This window comes from Paracoccus sp. T5, from assembly GCF_048538155.2.
Taxonomy (GTDB): Bacteria; Pseudomonadota; Alphaproteobacteria; order Rhodobacterales; family Rhodobacteraceae; genus Paracoccus.
Genome location: NZ_CM135809.1, coordinates 1205355 through 1225979, shown reverse-complemented (window position 1 = coordinate 1225979; position 20625 = coordinate 1205355). Strand labels below are relative to the sequence as shown.

The 20625-nt window shown below is 68.3% G+C and carries 20 protein-coding genes and 1 tRNA gene; 11 read left to right on the top strand and 10 right to left on the bottom strand.

Annotation, left to right across the window (positions count from 1 at the left end; translation table 11 throughout):
* Positions 1-137 precede the first annotated feature (137 nt).
* The 3 genes from ACNR9W_RS06045 (at position 138) to panB (ending at position 2059) form a co-directional block, all read left to right on the top strand.
* A tRNA-Gly gene (locus ACNR9W_RS06045) sits at positions 138-212 on the top strand.
* A 168-nt stretch (positions 213-380) separates the two neighbouring features.
* Entirely contained in the window at positions 381-1238 is an 858-nt protein-coding gene (panC, locus tag ACNR9W_RS06040; protein WP_419267958.1) for a pantoate--beta-alanine ligase, read from the top strand.
* A gap of 11 nt (positions 1239-1249) precedes the next feature.
* Positions 1250-2059: a 3-methyl-2-oxobutanoate hydroxymethyltransferase gene (gene panB / locus ACNR9W_RS06035; RefSeq protein ID WP_419267957.1), complete on the top strand. Its 810-nt coding sequence runs from the start codon at positions 1250-1252 to the stop codon at positions 2057-2059.
* 174 nt (positions 2060-2233) lie between these two features.
* On the opposite strand, the gene ACNR9W_RS06030 is transcribed toward panB, so the two are convergent.
* Entirely contained in the window at positions 2234-3376 is a 1143-nt protein-coding gene (locus ACNR9W_RS06030; RefSeq protein WP_419267956.1) for an MFS transporter, read from the bottom strand.
* Positions 3377-3383: 7 nt separating this feature from the next.
* On the bottom strand, positions 3384-4391 hold the full coding sequence (locus ACNR9W_RS06025) for a 2-hydroxyacid dehydrogenase (protein WP_458478676.1): 1008 nt from the start codon (positions 4389-4391) through the stop codon (positions 3384-3386).
* Between the two features lie 152 nt (positions 4392-4543).
* Between ACNR9W_RS06025 and ACNR9W_RS06020 the strand changes: the two genes are divergently transcribed.
* Positions 4544-5146, top strand: a complete 603-nt coding sequence (locus ACNR9W_RS06020) for an SH3 domain-containing protein (RefSeq protein WP_419267954.1) — start codon at positions 4544-4546, stop codon at positions 5144-5146.
* 82 nt (positions 5147-5228) lie between these two features.
* Here ACNR9W_RS06020 and ACNR9W_RS06015 read toward each other — a convergent pair whose 3' ends face one another.
* The 4 genes from ACNR9W_RS06015 to infC form a co-directional block, all read right to left on the bottom strand.
* A complete protein-coding gene (locus ACNR9W_RS06015; protein WP_419267953.1) occupies positions 5229-7253 on the bottom strand; it encodes a M3 family metallopeptidase in 2025 nt (674 codons plus the stop codon).
* A 26-nt stretch (positions 7254-7279) separates the two neighbouring features.
* A complete protein-coding gene (locus tag ACNR9W_RS06010) occupies positions 7280-8341 on the bottom strand; it encodes a HesA/MoeB/ThiF family protein (RefSeq protein WP_419267952.1) in 1062 nt (353 codons plus the stop codon).
* The gene (dut, locus tag ACNR9W_RS06005; RefSeq protein ID WP_419268344.1) at positions 8341-8793 is read right to left on the bottom strand and encodes a dUTP diphosphatase; all 453 of its coding nucleotides are present in this window, start codon (positions 8791-8793) and stop codon (positions 8341-8343) included. The genes ACNR9W_RS06010 and dut overlap by 1 nt, the downstream gene beginning before the upstream one ends.
* 104 nt (positions 8794-8897) lie before the next feature.
* Complete coding sequence (gene infC / locus ACNR9W_RS06000; protein WP_318272635.1) at positions 8898-9368, bottom strand: translation initiation factor IF-3; 471 nt, start codon at positions 9366-9368, stop codon at positions 8898-8900.
* Positions 9369-9643: 275 nt separating this feature from the next.
* On the opposite strand from infC, the gene ACNR9W_RS05995 reads away from it, so the two are divergent.
* The 6 genes from ACNR9W_RS05995 to ACNR9W_RS05970 all read left to right on the top strand — a co-directional run bounded on the left by ACNR9W_RS05995 (position 9644) and on the right by ACNR9W_RS05970 (position 14806).
* The gene (locus ACNR9W_RS05995) at positions 9644-10357 is read left to right on the top strand and encodes a hypothetical protein (RefSeq protein WP_419267951.1); all 714 of its coding nucleotides are present in this window, start codon (positions 9644-9646) and stop codon (positions 10355-10357) included.
* Positions 10357-11232 carry a glycosyltransferase family 2 protein gene (locus ACNR9W_RS05990; protein WP_419267950.1) on the top strand — a complete coding sequence of 292 codons (876 nt, stop codon included), beginning with the start codon at positions 10357-10359 and terminating at the stop codon, positions 11230-11232. Before ACNR9W_RS05995 ends, ACNR9W_RS05990 begins: the two co-directional genes overlap by 1 nt.
* A gap of 105 nt (positions 11233-11337) precedes the next feature.
* Complete coding sequence (fabA, locus tag ACNR9W_RS05985) at positions 11338-11847, top strand: bifunctional 3-hydroxydecanoyl-ACP dehydratase/trans-2-decenoyl-ACP isomerase (RefSeq protein WP_419268342.1); 510 nt, start codon at positions 11338-11340, stop codon at positions 11845-11847.
* Between the two features lie 21 nt (positions 11848-11868).
* A complete protein-coding gene (fabB, locus tag ACNR9W_RS05980) occupies positions 11869-13098 on the top strand; it encodes a beta-ketoacyl-ACP synthase I (protein ID WP_419267949.1) in 1230 nt (409 codons plus the stop codon).
* Between the two features lie 25 nt (positions 13099-13123).
* Complete coding sequence (locus ACNR9W_RS05975; protein ID WP_419267948.1) at positions 13124-13912, top strand: enoyl-ACP reductase FabI; 789 nt, start codon at positions 13124-13126, stop codon at positions 13910-13912.
* 63 nt (positions 13913-13975) lie between these two features.
* Positions 13976-14806 carry an alpha/beta fold hydrolase gene (locus ACNR9W_RS05970; protein ID WP_419267947.1) on the top strand — a complete coding sequence of 277 codons (831 nt, stop codon included), beginning with the start codon at positions 13976-13978 and terminating at the stop codon, positions 14804-14806.
* Here ACNR9W_RS05970 and ACNR9W_RS05965 read toward each other — a convergent pair.
* Positions 14803-16287, bottom strand: a complete 1485-nt coding sequence (locus tag ACNR9W_RS05965) for an inorganic phosphate transporter (RefSeq protein WP_419267946.1) — start codon at positions 16285-16287, stop codon at positions 14803-14805. The two genes, ACNR9W_RS05970 and ACNR9W_RS05965, sit on opposite strands and share 4 nt — an antisense overlap.
* A 234-nt stretch (positions 16288-16521) precedes the next feature.
* On the opposite strand from ACNR9W_RS05965, the gene ACNR9W_RS05960 reads away from it, so the two are divergent.
* A complete protein-coding gene (locus ACNR9W_RS05960; RefSeq protein WP_419267945.1) occupies positions 16522-17385 on the top strand; it encodes a sugar phosphate isomerase/epimerase family protein in 864 nt (287 codons plus the stop codon).
* Between the two features lie 94 nt (positions 17386-17479).
* Here ACNR9W_RS05960 and ACNR9W_RS05955 read toward each other — a convergent pair whose 3' ends face one another.
* From ACNR9W_RS05955 to ACNR9W_RS05945, 3 genes are read right to left on the bottom strand one after another with little or no spacing between them, the layout of a single operon-like run.
* Complete coding sequence (locus tag ACNR9W_RS05955) at positions 17480-18229, bottom strand: 3-keto-disaccharide hydrolase (protein WP_419267944.1); 750 nt, start codon at positions 18227-18229, stop codon at positions 17480-17482.
* Positions 18230-18288: 59 nt separating this feature from the next.
* On the bottom strand, positions 18289-18930 hold the full coding sequence (locus tag ACNR9W_RS05950) for a gluconate 2-dehydrogenase subunit 3 family protein (RefSeq protein WP_419267943.1): 642 nt from the start codon (positions 18928-18930) through the stop codon (positions 18289-18291).
* Entirely contained in the window at positions 18930-20618 is a 1689-nt protein-coding gene (locus tag ACNR9W_RS05945; protein WP_419267942.1) for a GMC oxidoreductase, read from the bottom strand. Before ACNR9W_RS05945 ends, ACNR9W_RS05950 begins: the two co-directional genes overlap by 1 nt.
* Positions 20619-20625 lie beyond the last annotated feature (7 nt).

Sequence of the window (20625 nt, the reverse complement as noted above, 5' to 3'; positions counted from 1 at the left end):
CTTGGCGGGCGGGGCGAAAAAAATCGCCCCGCCCCGCATTTTTCCCCTTGCAGCCCTCCGCACCCTCCCGTAAATCACCGCTCACCGAAGGCGAGACGGTCACCGGAAACGGAAACGGATCGCAGAGGGAACGGAGTGCGGGCGTAGCTCAGGGGTAGAGCATAACCTTGCCAAGGTTAGGGTCGAGAGTTCGAATCTCTTCGCCCGCTCCAAAACAAAAAGGCCGAACCTTCGTGTTCGGCCTTTTGCTTTTCCGCCTCCCGCCACCCGGTCCCGACGCCACGTCAGATGGCCGGACCCCCGCGCCCATGCTGCGTTGCGGCACTTGATGAACCCCTGCCCTCCCGCTAGGTTGCGCCACGCCTTTGGGGGGAGCCGCCATGCAGATCTGCCGCAGCACGCAAGAGATGCGCGACTGCACGCGCGACTGGCGCCTGGGTGGCCAGCCTATCGCGCTGGTGCCGACCATGGGCGCGCTGCACAGCGGCCACCTGACGCTGGTGGCGCGGGCGCGGCAATGGGTCGATGCCCAGGGCGGCGGCCGGGTCGTCACCTCGATCTTCGTGAACCCCACGCAATTCGGCCCGAGCGAGGACCTGGACAAATATCCCCGCAACGAGGCCGGCGACCTGGCCCTCCTGCGCCGGGCGGGCTGCGACGCGGCCTTCCTGCCGACGGTCCCCGACATCTACCGCCCCGGCGCCCAGACCCATGTCGAGGTCGACCAGCTGGGACGGATGCTGATGGGCCGCCTGCGTCCCGGCCATTTCCGCGGCGTGGCGACGGTCGTGACCAAGCTCTTCAACATCGTCCAGCCCGATGCGGCGGCCTTCGGCGAAAAGGACTATCAACAGCTGACGCTGATCCGGCAGATGGTCGCGGACCTGGACATTCCCGTCGAAATCCTGCCCGTCCCCACGGTGCGCGAAGCCGACGGCCTGGCCCTCTCCTCGCGCAACCAGCGCCTGACGCCCGAGGATCGCGCCGCCGCCCCCGTGCTGGCCCGTGCGCTGGACGAGGCCCAGGCCCAGGTCGCCGCCGGCGCCTCGCTGGCCTCGGTCCGCAGCCGCCTGCGCCGTACCATCGCGGCCGAACCGCGCGCCCGGATCGGCTCCATCGACATCCGCGACGCCCTTGACCTGTCGCGCGTCTCGACCATCGCCCGGCCCGTGGTGATCCTGCTGGCCGTCCGCTTCGGCGACGTTCTGCTGATCGACCAGCGCGTCGCCCAGCCCTGAAGGAGAGACCCATGTCCGCCCAAGGCCAGACCAAGCGCATCACTGTCCCCCAGATCGCCGAGCGCAAGGGCGCCACGCCCATCGTCGCCCTGACCGCCTATACCGCCCCGATGGCGACGCTGGTCGATGCCCATGCCGACCTGATCCTGGTGGGCGACAGCCTGGGCATGGTGGTCCACGGCCTTCCCTCGACCCTGGGCGTCACGCTGGAGATGATGATCCTGCACGGCCAGGCGGTGATGCGCGGCAGCAGCCGCGCCGCCGTGGTGATCGACATGCCCTTCGGCAGCTACGAGGAAAGCCCCGAACAGGCCTTCCGCAACTCGGCCCGTGTGATGGCCGAAACAGGCTGCGGCGCCGTCAAGCTGGAGGGGGGCGCGCGCATGGCCCCCACGATCCGCTTCCTGGTGGACCGCGGCATCCCGGTCATGGCCCATGTCGGCCTGACGCCGCAATCGACCAATGTCATGGGCGGCTTCAAGACCCAGGGGCGCGATCCTGCCAGCTGGGACGCCCATGTGGCCGACGCCGTGGCCGTCGCCGAGGCAGGCGCCTTTTCCGTCGTGGTCGAGGGCGTGATGGAGGGGCTGGCCGACCGCATCACCGACGCGGTGGCGGTCCCCACCATCGGCATCGGCGCCTCGGCCCGCTGCGACGGGCAGATCCTGGTCCTCGACGACATGCTGGGCCTCTCGGGCCGGGTGCCGCGCTTCGTGCAGAAGTTCGGCGACCTCGCCCCCCGCGCGGACCAGGCCATCGCCGCCTATGCCGCCGCCGTCCGCGACCGCAGCTTTCCGGGCGCGACACAGGTCTATCGCTGAAACCCACCCGCGCAACGCCCGCAAGCGGTGTACGCGCGGTGTACGGCCCGTGCCTGCCCGGTGCAGGGTCGGTGCGGGCTGAACTCCCCGCAAATGCTGGCCGGACCCGCGGCCGCGCGCCCCGCCTGTTGCGCGGCACCGCCCTGCAACGCCCGCAGCCGTTGCGCAAGCGCCTCAGGTCGTATCAAAGTCCGCCGTGCGCGCCAGGTGCGACAGCGCCAGCGGCACCAGCAACAGCACCGATAGCGCCAGATAGATCACCCCCAGGCTCAGCCGCTCGGCCAGCCAGCCGATGCTGCCCGGCGCCAGAAGAATGCCGGAATAGCCCATCATCGTCACGACCGAGAGGCCCATCCCCGCCGCCAGACCGGGCACGTTGCCGGCGGCCGAAAAGGCGATCGGCACCATGTTGGCGATCCCGATCCCGGCCAGCGCAAATCCCGCGATGGCCGGCCCCGGCGTGCCCGACAGCCCCGCCATCGCAAGCCCCGCCATCGCCAGCCCCGTGCTGGCCCGCAGCGTCCGCACCGCCCCGAACCGCCGCCGCAGTCCGTCGCCCAGGAAACGCATCACCGCCATCGTGCCCGCGCAGGCCGCGAAACCCCAGCCCGCCAGCGCCAGCGACGCGCCCATCTCGCGCTGCAGATAGACCGCCGCCCAGTCCAGGATCGCCCCTTCCGGGATCATCGCGGCCAGCGCCATCAGCCCGATCAGATAGGGCAAGGGCGTCCGCGGCAGGCGCAGCGGCGCCTTCTCGGCATCCGGCGCCGGCGCATCGGCCAGCAGCCGCGGCAGGGCCCATGTCAGCGCCCCCGCAAAGACCCCGCTGACCAGAACCGCATGCGTCACCTCGCCCAGCGCCTGCAGCAGCAGGCCCCCCAGGCCCGCGCCGGCAAAGGCGCCAAGGCTCCAGAACCCGTGGCAGGACGACATGATCGCCCGCCCCCGCGCCCGTTCCACCGCGACGGCATTGGCGTTCATCGCCACGTCCATGCCGCCGATCACCCCGCCGAACAGGAAGACCGCACCCGCCACCGCCCCAAAGCCCGGCGCGACCGAGATCCAGATCAGCGAAGACGCCGCCAGCCAGGCGGCCCAGGTCACCGCCCGCGCCGATCCCGCCCGCGCCACCATCGCGCCAAAGACCGGCATCACGCAGATCGACCCCGCCCCCAGCGCCAGCACGATCACGCCCGCCAGCGCCTCGCCGATCTCCAGGCGCGCCATCAGCACGGGGATCTTGGGCGCCCAGCTGCCCACCAGCATGCCGTTCACGAAGAAGAGGACCGAGACCGCCCAGCGGACGGAAGCCGACATTCTCATGCTAGAGCATCGACGGCACGACCAAGTCCGGCGGCCGGTGCCCGTCCGCAAAGGTCTTGATGTTGATCAGAACCTTCTCGCCCATCTCGGCGCGACCCTCGACGGTGGCGCTGCCCATATGCGGCAGCAGCACGACATTCGGCAGCTCGCGCAGGCGGGGGTTGATCTCGTGGCCGTGCTCGAAGACGTCCAGGCCCGCGCCCGCGATCTCTCCGGCGCGCAGCATCCGGGTCAGCGCGTTCTCGTCGATGACCTCCCCGCGCGAGGTGTTGACGACCACCGCCGTCGGCTTCAGCAGCTTCAGCCGCCGCGCGTTCAGCAGGTGAAAGGTCGAGGGCGTGTGCGGCGCGTTCACGCTGATGACGTCCATGCGCGCCAGCATCTGGTCCAGGCTGTCCCAATAGGTCGCCTGCAGTTGGTCCTCGATCTCGGGGCGCAGGCGCTTTCTGTTGTGATAATGCACCTGCATGCCAAAGACATTGGCGCGGCGCGCGACCGCCTGGCCGATCCGGCCCATGCCCAGGATGCCCAGCCTGCGCCCGCCCACGCGCCCGCCCAGATGGGCGGTGGGCGACCAGCCCTGCCAGCGGCCCGCCTGCATCTCGGCCAAGCCCTCGGGGATCTTGCGCGTGACCGCCAGGATCAGCGCCAGCGTCATGTCCGCCGTGTCCTCGGTCACGACGCCCGGCGTGTTCGACACCAGGACGCCACGCTGGCGCGCCGACAGCACGTCGATATGATCCACCCCCGCGCCGAAATTCGCGATCAGCTTCAGCCGCTCGCCCGCGCGGGCCAGCATGTTGGCGTTGATCTGGTCGGTGACCGTCGGGACCAGGACGTCGGCGCCCTGCATCAGGGCGACCAGTTCGTCCTGGCTCAGCTTGCGGTCATCCTCGCGCAGGACCACGTCGAACAGTTCGGACATTCGGGTTTCGACAGCCTCGGGAAGCCGGCGGGTCACGGCCACGCGCAGCTTCTGGCGCATCGAGGACGGGCTGGCGGGCATCATCACCTCATTTTCTCGAAGTCGTGTCGGGGTCGCACTTCCCATCGGGGGGTGCTTTTGGCAAACTGCCCGCGTTGAGGGGCATGCACAAGACCCAGAGGGACGGCAGGGGGCGGTAATCCGCGGCCGCCAGCCAGGACAGGAACGGACGGCAGATGAAATCACGGGCAGGCAGGTTGGGCAGGGTCGCATCGGCCCTGGTGCTGGCCGCGCTGGTCGGGGCGCTTGCGCCCGCGGCCCACTCGCAGACAGTCCCGCAGACGGGCACGCAAACGGGCACCCAATCGGTTGAGGGGCAACCGATGGTGCTGGCCCAGGCCGGGACGGAACAGCGGGGCGCAGTCACGAACCTGCCGCTTCCCCGTTATGTCAGCCTCAAGGGCACCGAAGGAAACGCCCGTCGCGGGCCCAGCCTGTCGCACCGGATCGACTGGGTCTTCCGCCATGCCGGGATGCCGCTGCGCGTGGTGGCCGAATTCGGCCACTGGCGCCGGGTCGAGGACCGCGACGGCGCCGGTGGCTGGATCCACTATGCGCTGCTGTCGGGGGTCAGGACGGTGCTGGTCACCCAGGACATGCTGGAACTGCACAGCCGGCCCAATCCGGATTCGGACGTCGTCGCCCGCGCCGAGGCCGGGGCCATCCTGCGGCTGAACGAATGCGAGCCCAGCTGGTGCCGCGTTTCGGGCGGCGGCCAGCGGGGGTGGGTGCCGAAAACAACCATCTGGGGCGTGGACGCGGACGAGGTCCGCGACTGATCCGCCCGCGCGCCGTATCGGCGGCGCGCCCAAGGCCGGCAGGGCGCCGACCACCGGTCGGCTCCCCTCCCTCCGACGAGGTTCAGGCCAGTCCCCGCCCCTTCAGCAAAGCCTCCACTCCCGGCATCCGCTGGCGAAAGTCCATCCACAGCTGATCCGCCGGGGCCGAGCCGCCGCGCGACAGGATCGTCTCCTCCAGCCGCCGCGCCGTCGCCGGATCGAAGATGTCGCCCGTCTCCTCGAAGGCGGCGAATGCATCCGCGTCCATCACCTCGGACCACATGTAGCTGTAATAGCCGCTGGCATAGCTGTCGCCGGCAAAGACATGCGCGAAATGCGGCGTCGCATGGCGCATCGGGATCGGATCGGGTGCGCCCAGCTGCGCCAGGATCTCGGCCTGCCGGGCCATGGGATCGGCGGGCGGCGTGCCGCGATGAAAGGCCAGGTCCACCAGCGCGCTCTCCAGGTACTCGACCGTCGAGAAACCCGCATTGGCCTTGCCCGCCGCCAGTAGCCGGTCGCGCAGCTCCGCCGGAAGCGCCTCGCCTGTGCGGTGGTGCCGGGCATGGGCGTCCAGCACCGCAGGCTGCTCCAGCCAGTGCTCGTAGAGCTGGCTGGGCAGCTCCACGAAGTCCTGCGCCACCGAGGTTCCCGAGATCGACGGCCAGGTCACGTCCGACAGGATGTGATGCGTGGCGTGGCCGAATTCGTGAAACAGCGTCCGCGCGTCGTCCCAGGACAGGAAGGCTGGGCCCCCGGCCTCCTCGGGCGGGGTGAAGTTGCAGACATTGACCACGATCGGCCGCTGCCCCTGCCCGATCTTGTGCTGCATCTGCAGGGCAGAACACCAGGCACCCGACCGTTTCGACGGCCGTGCAAAATAGTCGCCGACGAATACCGCCATCAGCTGCCCGTCCCGCGTCACCCGCCAGCTCCGCACGTCGGGCGCCCAAAGCGGCGCCTGGAACGGCTGGAACTCCAGCCCGAACAGGCGCCCGGCCACGTCAAAGACCGCGCCCAGCATAGCGTCCAGCGTCAGATAGGGCGCCACCTGATCGGCATCGACCTGATGGTCCTGCTGGCGCAGACGCTCTGCGTAAAGCCGCCAGTCCCAAGGCTCCAGCGGCCCGTTCACGCCATCGGCCCGCAACATAGCCGTCAGGCGCGCCTCCTCCTCGGTCGCGCGGGTGCGGGCGGCGGTCCAGACCTGCGACAGCAGCTCCTCGACCCGCTCGGCCGAGCCCGCCATCTGCGTCTCCAGCTTCCAGGACGCGAAATCGGCATGGCCCAGCAGCTGCGCGCGTTCATGGCGCAGGGCCAGGATCTCCTGCACCAGGGGCAGGTTATCGGTCTTCTGACCCCCAGCCCCTGCCCCTGATCCGCGCGCGGTCCAGGCGCGAAACGCCGTCTCGCGCAGGGTCCGGTCGGCGGCATGTTCCAGAAAGGGCACGATCAGCGACCGGTTCAGGGTGACGACCTGCCCCTCCAGGCCCCGCTCGCGGGCGGCGGCCCGCATGGCGCGCAGCAGCCAGTCGGGCAGCCCTGCCAGCCGGTCGTCGGGAACAGCCAGCACAAAGTCGCGCTCATCGGTCAGCACGTTCTGGGTGAACTCGGTCGTCAGGACCGCCAGCCGCCCCCGGATCGCGGCCATCCGGTCGCGCCCGGCCTGATCCAACCCGGCCCCCGCGCGCGTCAGGTCGCGCAGCGCCAGTTCCGTGATGCGCCGGTCCTCGGGCGGCAGCGCCTCGGCCATGGCCGCGACGGCCTTGACCCGCGCATAAAGCCGCGGGTCCATGCTGATGCGGCTGCCATATTCGGCCAGGCGCGGGGCAAAGTCGCGCTGCAGGGCCTGGCGGGCCTCATTGGAATCCACCCCCGCCAGAGTGTAGAAGACTGACAGCACGCGGTTCAGACCCTCGTCTGCAACCTCCATCGCGGCGATCGTGTTGGCAAAGCTGGCGGGTTCGGGATTGGCGGCGATCGCCTCATGCGCGGCCTGCGCCTCGGTCAGTTCGCGGTCGAAGGCGGGGGCGAAATCCGTGTCGCCTATCAGGTCAAAGCGCGGCAGCCCTTCGGGGCCGGTCCAATGGGTCAGCTGTCGGTTCATCGGGACCTCCTTGATCGGAGGCCAGCCTAGGAGCGCGCCGCGTCGGGTGCCAGAGCCGATTTCCCTGCGCAGACCGGGCAGTCGGGATTGCGCGCGGTGCCGATCATCCGGCTTTCGCCGTACAGCCCGTCGAACAGCATCATGCGGCCGCGCAGCCCCTGCCCCGCGCCGGTCAGGTGCTTGATCGCCTCCAGCGCCATGATGCTGCCGATCACGCCGGGCAGCGCGCCAATGACCCCGGCCTCGGCGCAGGGGGCGTCGCGTTCGGGGGCCTGCGGGAACAGGCAGGCCATGCAGGGACCGCCGCGCGCAGGGTCGAACAGGGTGACCTGCCCCTCCCACTGGCCGATGGCGCCCCAGATCAGGGGCACGCCGGCCGCGACGCAGGCCCGGTTGATCGCGGCGCGTCCCGCAAAGCTGTCGGTCCCGTCGATGACCAGGTCATGGCCGGCGATCAGGTCGGTGTCGGCTTCGGTGACGCGGCGGATCAATGGCGTCACGTCCAGATGCGGGTTCAGCTTCAGCATCGCCTCGGCTGCGGCATAGGACTTGGGTTCGCCGCGCAGATCGTCGCGAAAGATCACCTGCCGCTGCAGGTTCGATAGCGTCACCGTGTCGTCGTCGGCCAGCGTCACATGTCCCACCCCCGCCGCCGCCAGATAGAGGCACAGCGGAGAGCCGAGGCCCCCCGCCCCCACGACCAGGACCCGCGCCCCGCGCAGCCGCATCTGGCCCGCGCCGCCGACTTGGTGCAGCACCAAGTGGCGGGCATAGCGCTCGATCTCGGCCTCCGACAGGCCCGGGTCGGGCGCGGGCGCGGGCGAAGGCTGCGAGGGCGCGGCCGCCCGGCTGCGCAGCCGGGCCAGCAGGCGGCGATATCCCAGCACCAGCACCGCAAAGACCCCCAGCACCAGCCAGCCGGCCGCGTTCCCTCCGACGGACCCTGCCGCCGCGCCACCGGGCGCCACAAGGTGCAGGGCCAGGATGCCCAGCCACAGCGCGCCCACCATCGCCAGCGTCATCGACCGGGGCAGCCGCAGCACGCGGCCCAGGATCAGCAGCAGGACGATCAGCCACAGGCCCAGCATCAGGCAGCCCCCATTCCGGTGGAACCAAAGCCGCCCGCGCCGCGTGGAGTATCGTCCAGAGCCTCGACCAGGTGAAACGCGGCCTGCGGCGCCGGGGCCACGACCATTTGCGCCATGCGGTCACCGTGGCGGATGGTGAAGGGCGCCTCCCCCAGGTTCAGCAGGATCACTCCAAGAGGCCCGCGATAGTCGCTGTCGATCGTGCCGGGGCTGTTGGGCAGGGTCACCCCATGCTTCAGCGCCAGCCCCGAGCGCGGGCGGATCTGCACCTCCCACCCATCCGGGATCGCCAGGGCAAGGCCGGTGGGGATCAGCGTGCGGCCCAGGGGGGGCAGCGTGATGCCGGTGGCGCGCTGGTCGGGCGGCAGGTTGGCGCACAGATCCGCCCCCGCCGCGCCCCGTGTCTGATAGCGGGGCAAGGGCACGTCCGGGTCGAACCCCGGCAGGCGCATCAGTCGGATCAGGGGGGCGTCGCTCATGAGGCGCATCCTTGCAATGCAAAAGGCCGCGCGGCAATGCCCACGCGGCCTCGAAATCGTCGCAGTCCGCCGAAGGATCAGCGGGGTGCGATCATCATCACCATCTGCCGGCCTTCCAGCTTGGGCATGGATTCGACCTTGCCGGCCTCGCCCACATCGTCACGGACCCGGTTCAGCAGTTCCAGGCCCAGGTCCTGGTGGGCCATCTCGCGGCCGCGGAAGCGCAGGGTCACCTTGACCTTGTCGCCGCCCTCCAGGAACTTCAGCACGCTGCGCATCTTGACGTCGTAGTCATGGGTATCGGTTCCCGGACGGAATTTGATCTCCTTGACCTCGATCACCTTCTGCTTCTTGCGGGCCTCGGCCTCGCGCTTCTGCATTTCGTACTTGTACTTGCCGAGGTCCATGACCTTGCAGACCGGGGGGGTCGCATTCGGCGAAATCTCGACCAGATCCAGCCCGGCGTCCTGCGCCAATTGGAGGCCGACCGAAGGCGGCACGACGCCGACATTCTCTCCGTCAGCGCCAATCAGGCGGATCTCGGACACGCGGATCCGTTCGTTGGTACGGGGGCCGGTGTCGCGGGTGGGCGGTGCATTATGCGGTCGACGGGCTATGGCGTTGCTCCTTTTATAGCCAAGGCGGAAGTGCAGAGAAAATAAGGCCGCGCGCGCCGCGTTTCAACCGAATTTGAAGGAGATGGGCCGCTAAAACGGCATCTATCGCACCGCTCGGCGCGCTGCCGGGGGTAGGCGCGGCTTTTCTGGCCCCCCGCGCTGTGCCATAGAGGCTGAAAGAAAAGCCTGAGGGTCAGGGGTACCGGATGTCGAGACTGTTGCCGATCGTTGTGATTCTGGTGCTGCTGGCCGGCGGCGGGTGGTTCTGGATGCAGAACGCCGACCAAGGACGCGACAGCGCGACGGCCGAACTGGCCGAGCCGCTGCCGCCGACGCCCGCGGGCGATGCTGCGCAACGGGCTGACGCCGCCGCCGAAAGCGCCGAGACCGCAGCCGAGGTGGCCGACGCCGTTCCGGCGGGTGACGCGGCCGCCGGGGAGGCTGCCGCCGATGCGGCGGCCGACGCCGCGGCAGATGCGGCCGCCATCGCCGCCGATGCGGCGGCCGAGGCCGCCCGCGCTTCGACCGAAACCGGAACCGCCAGCACCGCCGCGGATGCCGCCGAAGCCGCGGCCGAGGCTGCCTTGGCTGCCGCCGACCGTGCCGCCGCCGCCGCCTCCGGAGGGACGGGCGACGCGCCGTCGCTTCCCCCGGCCGAGGCCGCCAGCGTCGCGGCAACGGCGGCCCTGGACGCCGCCACCGCCGCCGCCGATACGGCCGATGCGGCATCTGTCGCCGCCCGCATCGAGGCTGCGCTGACGCCCGAGGGCTTTGACCGCGCTCAGGTGAACCGGATCATCGACGACGCCCGCCTGCCCGACCCGCAAAAGGCCACGCTGAAGCGGCTGGTCGAGACATCGGCGGACAATCCCGAACTGCTCCGCGCCGCGCTGGCGCAGGTCAAGGCCGTGATGCGCTGATGCCGGCGCGGCCTGGGTCCGACTTCGCGGCCTTTCTGGCCGACAGGCCGGCGGTGCTGCGCAAAGGGCCGATCGCCCTGATCCTGGCCGAGGACCAGGTGGCGCTGGAGGAGACGGTCGTCCATCACCTCCGCCGCGGCTTTCGGCATGTGTTGCTGTTGTCGGGCCAGCCCCGCGACCTGCCGGGCGACCTGGACGCACAGGTCACGCAGCTGCGCCACGACACCCGCCGACCGAACGCGCATGTGGATGCCGTCAACGCCCTGATCGCGGCGGTCCCCGAGGGGACGTGGCTTTATTACTGCTTCAACGCCGAGTTCCTGTTCTATCCCTTCTGCGAGACCCGCAGCGTGGGCGAGATGCTGGCCTTTCACGCCGAGGAACGCCGCCGCGCCATGCTGACCTATGTGGTGGACGTCTATGCGCCGGACCTGTCGCGGACACCAAACGCGGTCGATCTGGACGGCGCGATGTTCGACCGCACCGGCTATTACGCGCTTGGCCGGCCGGGCCCCGACGGCAAGGCCCGCGACCGGCAGCTGGACTTCTACGGCGGCTTGCGCTGGCGCTACGAAGAGCTTCTGCCGGCGGATCGCCGCCGGATCGACCGGATCGCGCTGTTCCGCGCCGCGCGGGGGCTGAAGGTGCTGCCCGACCACCGCTTTTCGGTCGAGGAGTACAACACCTATGCCTGTCCCTGGCATCACAACCTGACGGCCGCCATCGCCTCGTTCCGGGTGGCCAAGGCGCTGACGACCAATCCCGGTTCGCGCGACAGCATCCACGACATGACCTGGCGCAACTCGTGCCGGTTCGACTGGAACAGCCAGCAGCTGATGGAGTTGGGTCTGATGGAGCCGGGCCAGTGGTTCTGACGGACCCAGCCTTGCCCTTGCGCGTTCTTGACCCCAGATGGTAGACGCTGCGGCAACTTGAACGGACGACCGGCCGCAGGGCCACAGATGGAAGGCACGATCCTCATGGCGATGACCCAGACCAGCTTTGACCGCGACGATCTGCTTGCCTGCGCGCGCGGAGAGCTGTTCGGCCCCGGCAACGCGCAGCTGCCCGAACCGCCCATGCTGATGATGGACCGCATCACCGACATCTCCGAGGATCGGGGCGAACATGGCAAGGGGCATGTGGTCGCGGAATTCGATATCACCCCCGACCTGTGGTTCTTTGCCTGCCATTTCCCCGGCAATCCGATCATGCCCGGCTGCCTGGGCCTTGACGGGCTGTGGCAGCTGACCGGCTTTAACCTGGGCTGGCGCGGCTGGCAGGGGCGCGGCTATGCGCTTGGCGTGGGCGAGGTCAAGCTGACCGGCATGGTTCGCCCCGACCGCAAGATGCTGCGCTATACCGTGGACTTCACGAAGGCGGTCCAGACCCGCCGTCTGACCATGGGAGTGGCGGATGGCCGGGTGGAAGCCGACGGAGAGCTGATCTATCAGGTCAAGGACATGAAAGTGGCCCTGTCGGCCAACTGACACATTCGGAAGGAGGCCCTTATGCGCCGCGTCGTCATCACCGGTCTCGGGATCGTTTCGCCCATCGGCAACAATGCCGACGAGGTCACCGAAAGCCTGCGCACGGGGCGCTCGGGCATCGTTTTTGCGCCCGAATACGCCGAACACGGCTTTCGCAGCCAGATCCACGGCATGCCGCAGATCGTGCTGGAAGATCACATCGACAAGCGCAACCTGCGCTTCATGGGCCCGGGGGCGGCCTATAACTTTATCGCCATGGAACAGGCGATCAAGGACAGCGGCCTGGACGAAGGCGACGTGTCGAACCCGCGCACCGGCCTGATCATGGGGTCGGGCGGGCCCTCGACCTCGAACTTCTTCGAAGCCCACCAAATCGTCATCGAGAAGGGCGCGCCCAAGCGCATGGGCCCCTTCATGGTGACGCGCTGCATGTCGTCCACCAACTCGGCCTGCCTGGCCACGCCCTTCAAGATCAAGGGCGTGAACTATTCGATCACCTCGGCCTGCGCGACCTCCGCGCATTGCATCGGCAACGGCGTCGAGCAGATCCAGATGGGCAAGCAGGACATCGTCTTTGCCGGCGGTGGCGAGGAGCTGGACTGGACCCTGTCTTGCCTTTTCGACGCGATGGGCGCGATGTCGTCGAAATACAACGACACGCCCCAGATCGCATCGCGCCCCTATGACGCGACGCGCGACGGGTTCGTGATCGCAGGCGGCGGTGGCGTCGTGGTGCTGGAGGAACTGTCCCATGCGCTGGCGCGCGGCGCCAAGATATATGCCGAAGTGACGGGCTATGGCGCGACCTCGGACGGCTATGACATGGTGGCACCCTCGGGCGAGGGCGGCGAACGTGCGATGCGCGTGGCGCTGGAAACGCTGCCCGAGGGGCGCCAGGTCAACTATATCAATGCTCATGGCACTTCGACCCCCGTCGGCGACCTGGGCGAGGTCCGTGCCATCCGCCGCATCTTCGGCGAGGGCGCGACCCCGCCGATCAGCTCGACCAAGTCGCTGACCGGTCATTCGCTTGGCGCCACGGGCGTCCACGAGGCGATCTACAGCCTGCTGATGTTGCAAAATGACTTCATTGCAGCCTCCGCAAACGTCGAGACACTGGACCCCGAAATTCAACCGGGCGAGATTGCCACCAGCCGTATCGACAACGCAGGGTTGGATTCGGTCCTGTCGAACAGCTTCGGCTTCGGCGGCACCAATGCGACGCTGCTGATGTCTCGATACCTGGAATGACATAAAAAAACATAGAGGGCCGGTGATGAGTGATCTTCTGAAGGGCAAACGCGGCCTTGTGATGGGGGTCGCGAATGACCGGTCCATTGCCTGGGGCATCGCGCGCGCAGTGGCGGCCGAGGGCGCGGAACTGGCGTTCAGCTATCAGGGCGAGGCCTTCGGCAAGCGGGTCGAACCGCTGGCCGCCTCGGTCGGCTCGGACCTTCTGGTCGATGTGGATGTTACCGATGACGCCTCGCTGGACGCGGCCTTTGGCCAGATCGCCGAGCGGTGGGGTAAGCTGGATTTCGTGATCCACGCCATCGCCTTTTCCAACAAGGACGAATTGACCGGCCGGTTCATGAACACCAGCCGCGCCAATTTCAAGCGCAGCCTGGAGATCAGCTGCTATTCGCTGATCGACGTGGCGCGGCGGGCCCATCCGATGATGGCCGAAGGCGGCACGATTATCACGCTGACCTATGGCGGGTCGAACCGGGTGACACCCTTCTATAATGTCATGGGCGTCGCCAAGGCGGCACTGGAAAGCAGCGTGCGCTATCTGGCCAATGACCTGGGTCCAGATGGCATCCGTGTGAACGCCATCAGCCCGGGCCCGATGAAGACCCTGGCCGGTGCGGCCATCGGCGGCGCGCGCAAGACCTTCCGCCACACCGAGGCCAATTCCCCCTTGCGCGCCAATGCCACGCTGGAGGCAATCGGCGGCACGGCGGTCTGGCTGCTGTCGGATTGGGGCGCCTGCACCACGGGCGAGATCGTGACCGTCGACGGCGGCTATCACGTCCTGGGGATGCCGCAGAGCGAGAACCTGTGACGCAGGACCGGGGGCCAGCCCCCGGACCCCCGGGGTATTTCCACAACGGAGAAGATGCGGGACATGGCTGAGTTTGTGGCAAGCGACGGGGCCCGCCTGGCCTATTCCGACGAGGGCGAGGGGCTGCCGCTGCTGTGCCTGGCCGGCCTGACCCGCACGATGGCCGATTTCGACTATGTCGCGGCGCATCTGTCCGGGGTCCGCCTGATCCGGATGGATTACCGGGGCCGCGGCGGCTCTGCCTGGACCGGCGCCGAGACCTATACCGTTCCGCGCGAGGCGCGCGACGCGGTCGAGCTGCTGGATCACCTGGGTATCAGCCGGGCAGCGGTGTTGGGCACCTCCCGCGGGGGACTGAACGGGATGTTCCTGGCGGCCACGGCGCAGGAGCGCCTGCTGGGCCTCTGCCTGAACGACGTCGGCCCCGAGATCGAGCAGGCGGGGCTGGAGCGGATCTTCGACTATGTGGGGCGCAACCCTGCGGCGCGGACCCATGAGGAACTGGCGGCGCGTCTGCCTGCGCTGATGCCGGGTTTTGACGATGTTCCCGAGGGGCGCTGGCTGGAGGACGTGCAGCGCCACTATCTGCAGACCGAGGCCGGGTTGCGGATCAACTATGACCCCGCCCTGCGAGACGCCTTTCTGGCCGCCTTCGGGGGCGACCAGGTCGATCTCTGGCCGCTGTGGGAGGCGACGGCGGGGCTGCCGGTGGCGGTGATCCGCGGCGCGAATTCGGACCTTCTTTCCCCCGCCGTGGTGGCCGAGATGCAGCGCCGCCGGCCCGATCTGGCCGTGACCGAGGTCCCCGGCCGCGCCCATATTCCCTGGCTGGACGAAGCCCCTGCCCTTGTCGCGCTGCGCGACTGGCTGGAGGCCTGCCGGGCGCGGGCCTAGCCGCCGATCTGCCGCAGCGCCAGGAACAGCACCGCCGACAGGGCAGCCGCCGCCGGAACGGTCACGATCCAGGCCGCCGCGATGGTCATCACATGCGACCGGCGCACCAGCTTGCGCCGGCTGCGCTCCTCGGGGCCGAGGCGGGGGCGTTCGGGAACACTGCCCTGCGCGGCCCGCAGGCGCCGTTCGGCATCCCATTCGCGGAAAAAGCCCACGCCGAAGATCGCACCCACCGCGATATGCGTCGAACTGACCGGCAGACCCAGCCAGCTGGCCACAATCACCGTCAGCGCCGCCGACAGCGCCACGCAATAGGCGCGCATCGGGTTCAGCTTGGTGATCTGGCTGCCCACCATGCGGATCAGCTTGGGGCCGAAGAGGAAGAGGCCGAAGGACAGCCCGAAGGCGCCGATCAGCATCACCCAGAGCGGGATGGAAACCGCCTCGGTCAGGCTGCCCGAGGCCGAGGCCTGCACGATCGCGGCCAGCGGCCCGACGGCATTGGCCACGTCATTGGCGCCATGCGCAAAGCTGAGAAGCGCCGCCGAAACCACCAGCGGGATGCCGAACAGCACCTTCAGCGACTTGTTCCGGTTCTCCAGGCCGCGGGACTGGCGCCGGATCACCGGGATCATCACCAGCCAGACGACAAGTCCCAGGACCGCCCCGATCAGCAGCGAATGCCCGAAGGACACCTTGACCACCTTGCTGAGCCCCTTGAGCGCCAGGTAGGCCGTGAAGGCCCCTGCCATGATGCCCACGAGGACCGGCACCCAGACACGGGCGGCGGCGATCTTGTCGTGGCGATAGATGATGCGCGCCTTGATGAACCACAGGAAGCCCGCCGCGATCAGCCCGCCCAGCAGCGGAGAGACAACCCAGCTGGCGGCGATGGTGCCCATGGTGGGCCAGTTGACCGCGCCAAAGCCCGCGGCGGCGATCCCTGCCCCCATCACGCCCCCCACGACCGAATGCGTGGTCGAGACCGGGGCCCCGATCCAGGTCGCCAGGTTGACCCAGAGCGCCGAGGACAGCAGCGCCGCCATCATCGCCCAGACGAAGACCGCCGGCGTGCCGATGCTTTCGGGCGCGATGATCCCGCGCGAGATGGTGCCGACAACATCGCCCCCCGCGATCAGGGCACCGGCGGTTTCGAAGACCGCGGCGATCGCGATGGCGCCGCCCATGGTCAGGGCATTGGCGCCCACCGCCGGACCCATGTTGTTGGCCACATCGTTCGCCCCGATGTTCAGCGCCATGTAGGCCCCGAAGATGGCGGCCATGACGACGATCAGCGTGTTGCTGGTGTCGCCGAAGGCCACCATCGCGCCCAGCCCGGCCAGCAGCACGAAGGCCAAGGCCACGCCCGGCGCCACAAGGGGGCGCGAGACATAGGCAGTCGCGGTTTCGAGGTTCGAGAAGCGACCAAGGTCGCGGTCCAGCGTCTCGAGATGGCGGGTGTCGAAGTCGTTCTGGGCCATGGCGGGTCCTTGTATGCGGCAGCGGGTGCCTAGGCGGGATCGTCCGCACAATCAACCTTCACGACAGATTCATGACGAAAATACAGATGCCGCAGCCTTGGCGGCGCGCCCGACCGCGGACGCATACCGGCGGGATCTTGCCACCCTTGATGTTTGTAATCCTTTTCATTGTGCATGTAACCCATTACATCTGAGAAGGCCCCAGAGGAGCGGGGCCCCAGTGAGGAGAATTTCATGACCTACGCCTGTCCCGCCAAGATCGGCAGCCTGTCGCTGATCGCCGTTGCCCTGATGGGTACGACCGCCCTGGCTCAGGATCCGCGGACTGCCGAACTGCCCATCGCGGTGCAGATGTACACGCTGCGCGACCACGGCACGCTGGATGAGCAGCTGGCGGCGGTGCAGGCGGCCGGCGTGACCGCGGTGGAAACCGTGGGCATGCAGGACAGCACTGCCCAAGACCTGTCGGCCCTGCTGGAGAAGTACGGCATCGAGGCGATCTCGACCCATGCCCAGCTGGCCGACCTGCGGGCAGATGCGCAGGCTGTGATCGACTTCAACAAGGCGATCGGCAACGACATCATCACCGTCCCTTACCTGCCCGAAGAAGAGCGTCCGGCAGATGCGGCGGGCTGGACCGCCCTGGGCGAGGAGCTGGCCGCCCTGAGCGAGACGCTGCAGGCCGAGGACATGACCCTGGCCTATCACAACCATGATTTCGAGATGGCCGAGTTCGACGGCCGGACCGCGCTGGAGATCATGATGGACGCCGCCGGCGAGGATGTCATGGCCGAGCTGGACCTGGCCTGGGTCGCGCGCGGGGGCCTGGACCCGGTGGAGTATCTGGGCCGCTTCGACGGCCGCGTCTTCGCGATCCACGCCAAGGACAATTCCCCCGAGGGCGAGGCAACCGACGAGCGCGGGTTCAAGGCCTTGGGCGAGGGCACGCTGGACTGGACCACGATCCTGCCCGCCGCCGAGGAAGCCGGGACGCAGTGGTACATCATCGAGCATGACCAGCCCATCGACGCCGCCGAAGTCGTGATGACCGGCGCGACCTTCCTGACCGAAAACCTGCCGGATGGCGCAACGCGCTGAACCTCCCTGCCGGACAGGTTGACTGGGGCCGCGACACTGTCGCGGCCCCTTTTTCGTGACGGTGCCCGTCGCGGACAGCAGGCCGATCAGGGGATCACATCGGGCGGACCCAGATGTTGCGGAAGGCCACATCTGCGTCGTGGTCCTGCAGCTGGATCGGCGCGCAGTCATGGGCCTCGTAGGAGGGATAGCCGATCCATTCGGTTGCGCCCTGGATCTGGGCGTGGTTCTGGACCACGACGCCGTTGTGCAGCACGGTGATATGGGCGGGGCGGCGTAGCGCCCCGTCCTCGGCAAAGACCGGCGCCTGGAAGATGATGTCGTAGCTCTGCCATTCCTCGGGCGCGCGCGAGGCGTTCACCAGCGGCAGGTGCTGCTTGTAGATCGATCCCGCCTGCCCGTTCGCATAGGTCGGGTTCTGGTGGCTGTCCAAGACCTGCACCTCGTATCGGCTTTGCAGGAAGATGCCGCTGTTGCCGCGGTCCTGACTGTCATGCCCCTCGGTGTTCGGAGGGGACCGCCATTCGACATGCAGCTGCACGTCGCAAAAGCTGTCGGTGGTGCGGATGTCGCCCGATCCGCGCGCGACGTGCATCGCCCCGTCCTCGACGGTCCATTCGGCCGCGCCGCCGTTCACGGATTCCCAGCTGTCCAGGTTGCTGCCGTCAAACAGCACGACGGCATCCGACGGGGGCTGGCCTTCGGGCGTCTGTACCAGGCGCGGTTCGGGGCCGGCGATCTCGGTCACGCGGGACTGGGCCTGGCGCTCCTCCCGAGTCAGGTCCTGGGCCAGGGCCGGGGCGGCCAGCACCAGCAGCGCGGCGATCGATGTCATCAGTTTCATGGCAATGTCCTTTGGTTGAAAGGCATGCGGCCCCGGACGTGCCGGGGCCGAAACAGGGTTCAGGTGGCCCAGGCTGGTTCGCCGTCATAGTCCAGATCGCCGATATATTCGCCCGGAACGGGCTCATAGCGCAGCACCTGCGTCGCCCCCACCTCGGAGGTGAAGAAGCCGAACAGGGTCAGCTGCTGGAAGGGCGTGAACCAGTGCATGCGCGGCTCGGCGGCCTCCTCGGGCTGCTCGTCGGCGGCGGTGTCGGCCGAGCTCTGCTGGTCGATCGACTGCTCGCGCCGCTCCTCCAGCTCGGCCAGGGCGCGGGCCGATTCCTCGCGTGCGGCGACGGAGGCCGCCTGCAGCATTTCGCGCCGTTCGTCGGCCGTCAGCTCCTCGAAGGGCTTGCCATAGCCCTCCTGCGCCTTGGCCTTCAGCGTCTCCATCCCCTCGCGGAAGGCCGCCTGCTCCTCGGCGGTATAGCAGTCGCTGACAAAGCGCGTCATGAAGGCGCCGACCCCGGCCTCCTTGGCGCCGGGCGTGTCGGTGGCGGGGATGATCGTCTCGGCCACCTCGTCCAGAAAGGCGGCGTCGGCGTCCGAAAAGATGTTCTCGCCCACCGGCGTCGGCAGATAGGCAAAGGCGCGCTGCCCGCCCAGCATGGCCGTGCCGGTGACGGCGGCGATCATCGTCAAAAGTTGGCGGCGGTTCATCACAGATCTCCGTTCTTCAAGGCGTTAACGGCGTGTTCCGCCGCCCGCGCGGTCAGTGCCATGTAGGTCAGCGAAGGGTTGACGCAGCTGGCCGAGGTCATGCAGGCCCCGTCCGTTACATAGACGTTGGGCGCGTCCCAGACCTGGTTGTTGCCGTTCAGGACCGAGGTTTCGGGATCGCGGCCCATCCGCGCCGTTCCCATCTCGTGGATGCCCATGCCCGGGGCATAGTCGCTTTCGGTGGGCTTGATGTCGACGACGCCGGCGGCCTCCAGGATGTCCACCGCGTCCTGCTTCATGTCCTGGCGCATGCGCATCTCGTTCTCGCGCAGGTCGACGCTGATCGACAGGACCGGCAGGCCCCATTTGTCGGTCGTGCCGCGGTCCAGCGCGATGAAGTTGTCATGATAGGGCAGCATCTCGCCGAACCCGGTCATGCCGATGGTCCAGTCGCCGGGCTTGGACAGCGCCTCCTTCATGTCGGCCCCGATGTTCAGCTCGGCCACCTCGCGCCGCCAGCCCTGACGGCTGGCCGATCCCTGATAGCCGAAGCCGCGGGTATAGGGACGCTCCTCGCCCTCGGTGTTGCGGAAGCGCGGGATGTAGAAGCCCGCAGGACGGCGGCCGAAATAGTACTTGTCGTCATAGCCCTCGACCCGCCCCTCGGCGCCGACGCGGAAGTGGTGGTCCATGACGTTATGGCCCAGTTCGCCCGAGGACGACCCCAGACCGCCTTCCCAGACATCGGTGGCCGAGTTCATCAGCAGCCAGGTCGAATTGAAGCTGGAGGCGTTCAGGAACACCACGTCGGCGGTGTATTCATAGGTCATGTTGGTTTCGGCATCGATGATCTCGACCCCGCGGGCGCGCTTGCTGTCCTTGTCATAGAGGACCTCCTTCACGATCGAGAACGGGCGCAGCGTCAGGTTGCCCGTCGCCATCGCCGCCGGCAGCGTGGCCGACTGCGTGCTGAAATAGGCGCCATAGGGACAGCCCAGCCAGCACTTGTTGCGATACTGGCAGGCCACGCGGTTCTGCTCGGGCTTGGCCTCGGTGATGTTGGCCACCCGCGCGTTGATCAGGTAACGCTTGCCGCCGAAGGCCTTCTGCAGCCGCGCTGCCACGTCCTCTTCGACGATGTTCAGCGGGATCGGCGGCAGGAACTCCCCGTCCGGCAGGATGTCCAGCCCTTCGCGCGTCCCCGAGATGCCCGCAAACCGCTCCACGTGGTCGTACCAGGGCGCGATATCGGCATAGCGGATCGGCCAGTCGGTCGCGATCCCCTCGCGCTCGTTCGCGGAAAAGTCCGTGTCCGACAGGCGATAGGACTGGCGCCCCCACATCAGCGACCGCCCCCCGACATGATAGCCGCGGAACCAGTCGAACCGCTTGGCCTCGGTATAGGGGTTCTCCTGCTCGTTGGCCCACATGCCAAAGGTCTGCTCGTTCAGCGGATAGTCACGCGACAGGACCGGATAGTTGTCCTTCATCCCGATCGTCGCGGTGCCGCGATGGGGATAGTCCCAGGCTTCCTTGTCGGCGTTCACGTAATCGGTCAGATGCTCGATGTTGCGGCCGCGTTCAAGCATCAGGACCTTCAGGCCCCGTTCGGTCAGCTCCTTGGCGGCCCAACCGCCGCTGATGCCCGATCCGACGACGATCGCGTCGTAATGCATGTTCTCTGCCATCTGGCGT

Coding starts and splice junctions, on each gene's coding strand:
- panC (WP_419267958.1), top strand. CDS start 381: ATGCAGATCTGCCGCAGCACGCAAGAGATGCGCGACTGCACGCGCGAC.
- panB (WP_419267957.1), top strand. CDS start 1,250: ATGTCCGCCCAAGGCCAGACCAAGCGCATCACTGTCCCCCAGATCGCC.
- ACNR9W_RS06030 (WP_419267956.1), bottom strand. CDS start 3,376: ATGTCGGCTTCCGTCCGCTGGGCGGTCTCGGTCCTCTTCTTCGTGAAC.
- ACNR9W_RS06025 (WP_458478676.1), bottom strand. CDS start 4,391: ATGATGCCCGCCAGCCCGTCCTCGATGCGCCAGAAGCTGCGCGTGGCC.
- ACNR9W_RS06020 (WP_419267954.1), top strand. CDS start 4,544: ATGAAATCACGGGCAGGCAGGTTGGGCAGGGTCGCATCGGCCCTGGTG.
- ACNR9W_RS06015 (WP_419267953.1), bottom strand. CDS start 7,253: ATGAACCGACAGCTGACCCATTGGACCGGCCCCGAAGGGCTGCCGCGC.
- ACNR9W_RS06010 (WP_419267952.1), bottom strand. CDS start 8,341: ATGCTGGGCCTGTGGCTGATCGTCCTGCTGCTGATCCTGGGCCGCGTG.
- dut (WP_419268344.1), bottom strand. CDS start 8,793: ATGCGCCTGCCGGGGTTCGACCCGGACGTGCCCTTGCCCCGCTATCAG.
- ACNR9W_RS05995 (WP_419267951.1), top strand. CDS start 9,644: ATGTCGAGACTGTTGCCGATCGTTGTGATTCTGGTGCTGCTGGCCGGC.
- ACNR9W_RS05990 (WP_419267950.1), top strand. CDS start 10,357: ATGCCGGCGCGGCCTGGGTCCGACTTCGCGGCCTTTCTGGCCGACAGG.
- fabA (WP_419268342.1), top strand. CDS start 11,338: ATGGCGATGACCCAGACCAGCTTTGACCGCGACGATCTGCTTGCCTGC.
- fabB (WP_419267949.1), top strand. CDS start 11,869: ATGCGCCGCGTCGTCATCACCGGTCTCGGGATCGTTTCGCCCATCGGC.
- ACNR9W_RS05975 (WP_419267948.1), top strand. CDS start 13,124: ATGAGTGATCTTCTGAAGGGCAAACGCGGCCTTGTGATGGGGGTCGCG.
- ACNR9W_RS05970 (WP_419267947.1), top strand. CDS start 13,976: ATGGCTGAGTTTGTGGCAAGCGACGGGGCCCGCCTGGCCTATTCCGAC.
- ACNR9W_RS05965 (WP_419267946.1), bottom strand. CDS start 16,287: ATGGCCCAGAACGACTTCGACACCCGCCATCTCGAGACGCTGGACCGC.
- ACNR9W_RS05960 (WP_419267945.1), top strand. CDS start 16,522: ATGACCTACGCCTGTCCCGCCAAGATCGGCAGCCTGTCGCTGATCGCC.
- ACNR9W_RS05955 (WP_419267944.1), bottom strand. CDS start 18,229: ATGAAACTGATGACATCGATCGCCGCGCTGCTGGTGCTGGCCGCCCCG.
- ACNR9W_RS05950 (WP_419267943.1), bottom strand. CDS start 18,930: ATGAACCGCCGCCAACTTTTGACGATGATCGCCGCCGTCACCGGCACG.
- ACNR9W_RS05945 (WP_419267942.1), bottom strand. CDS start 20,618: ATGGCAGAGAACATGCATTACGACGCGATCGTCGTCGGATCGGGCATC.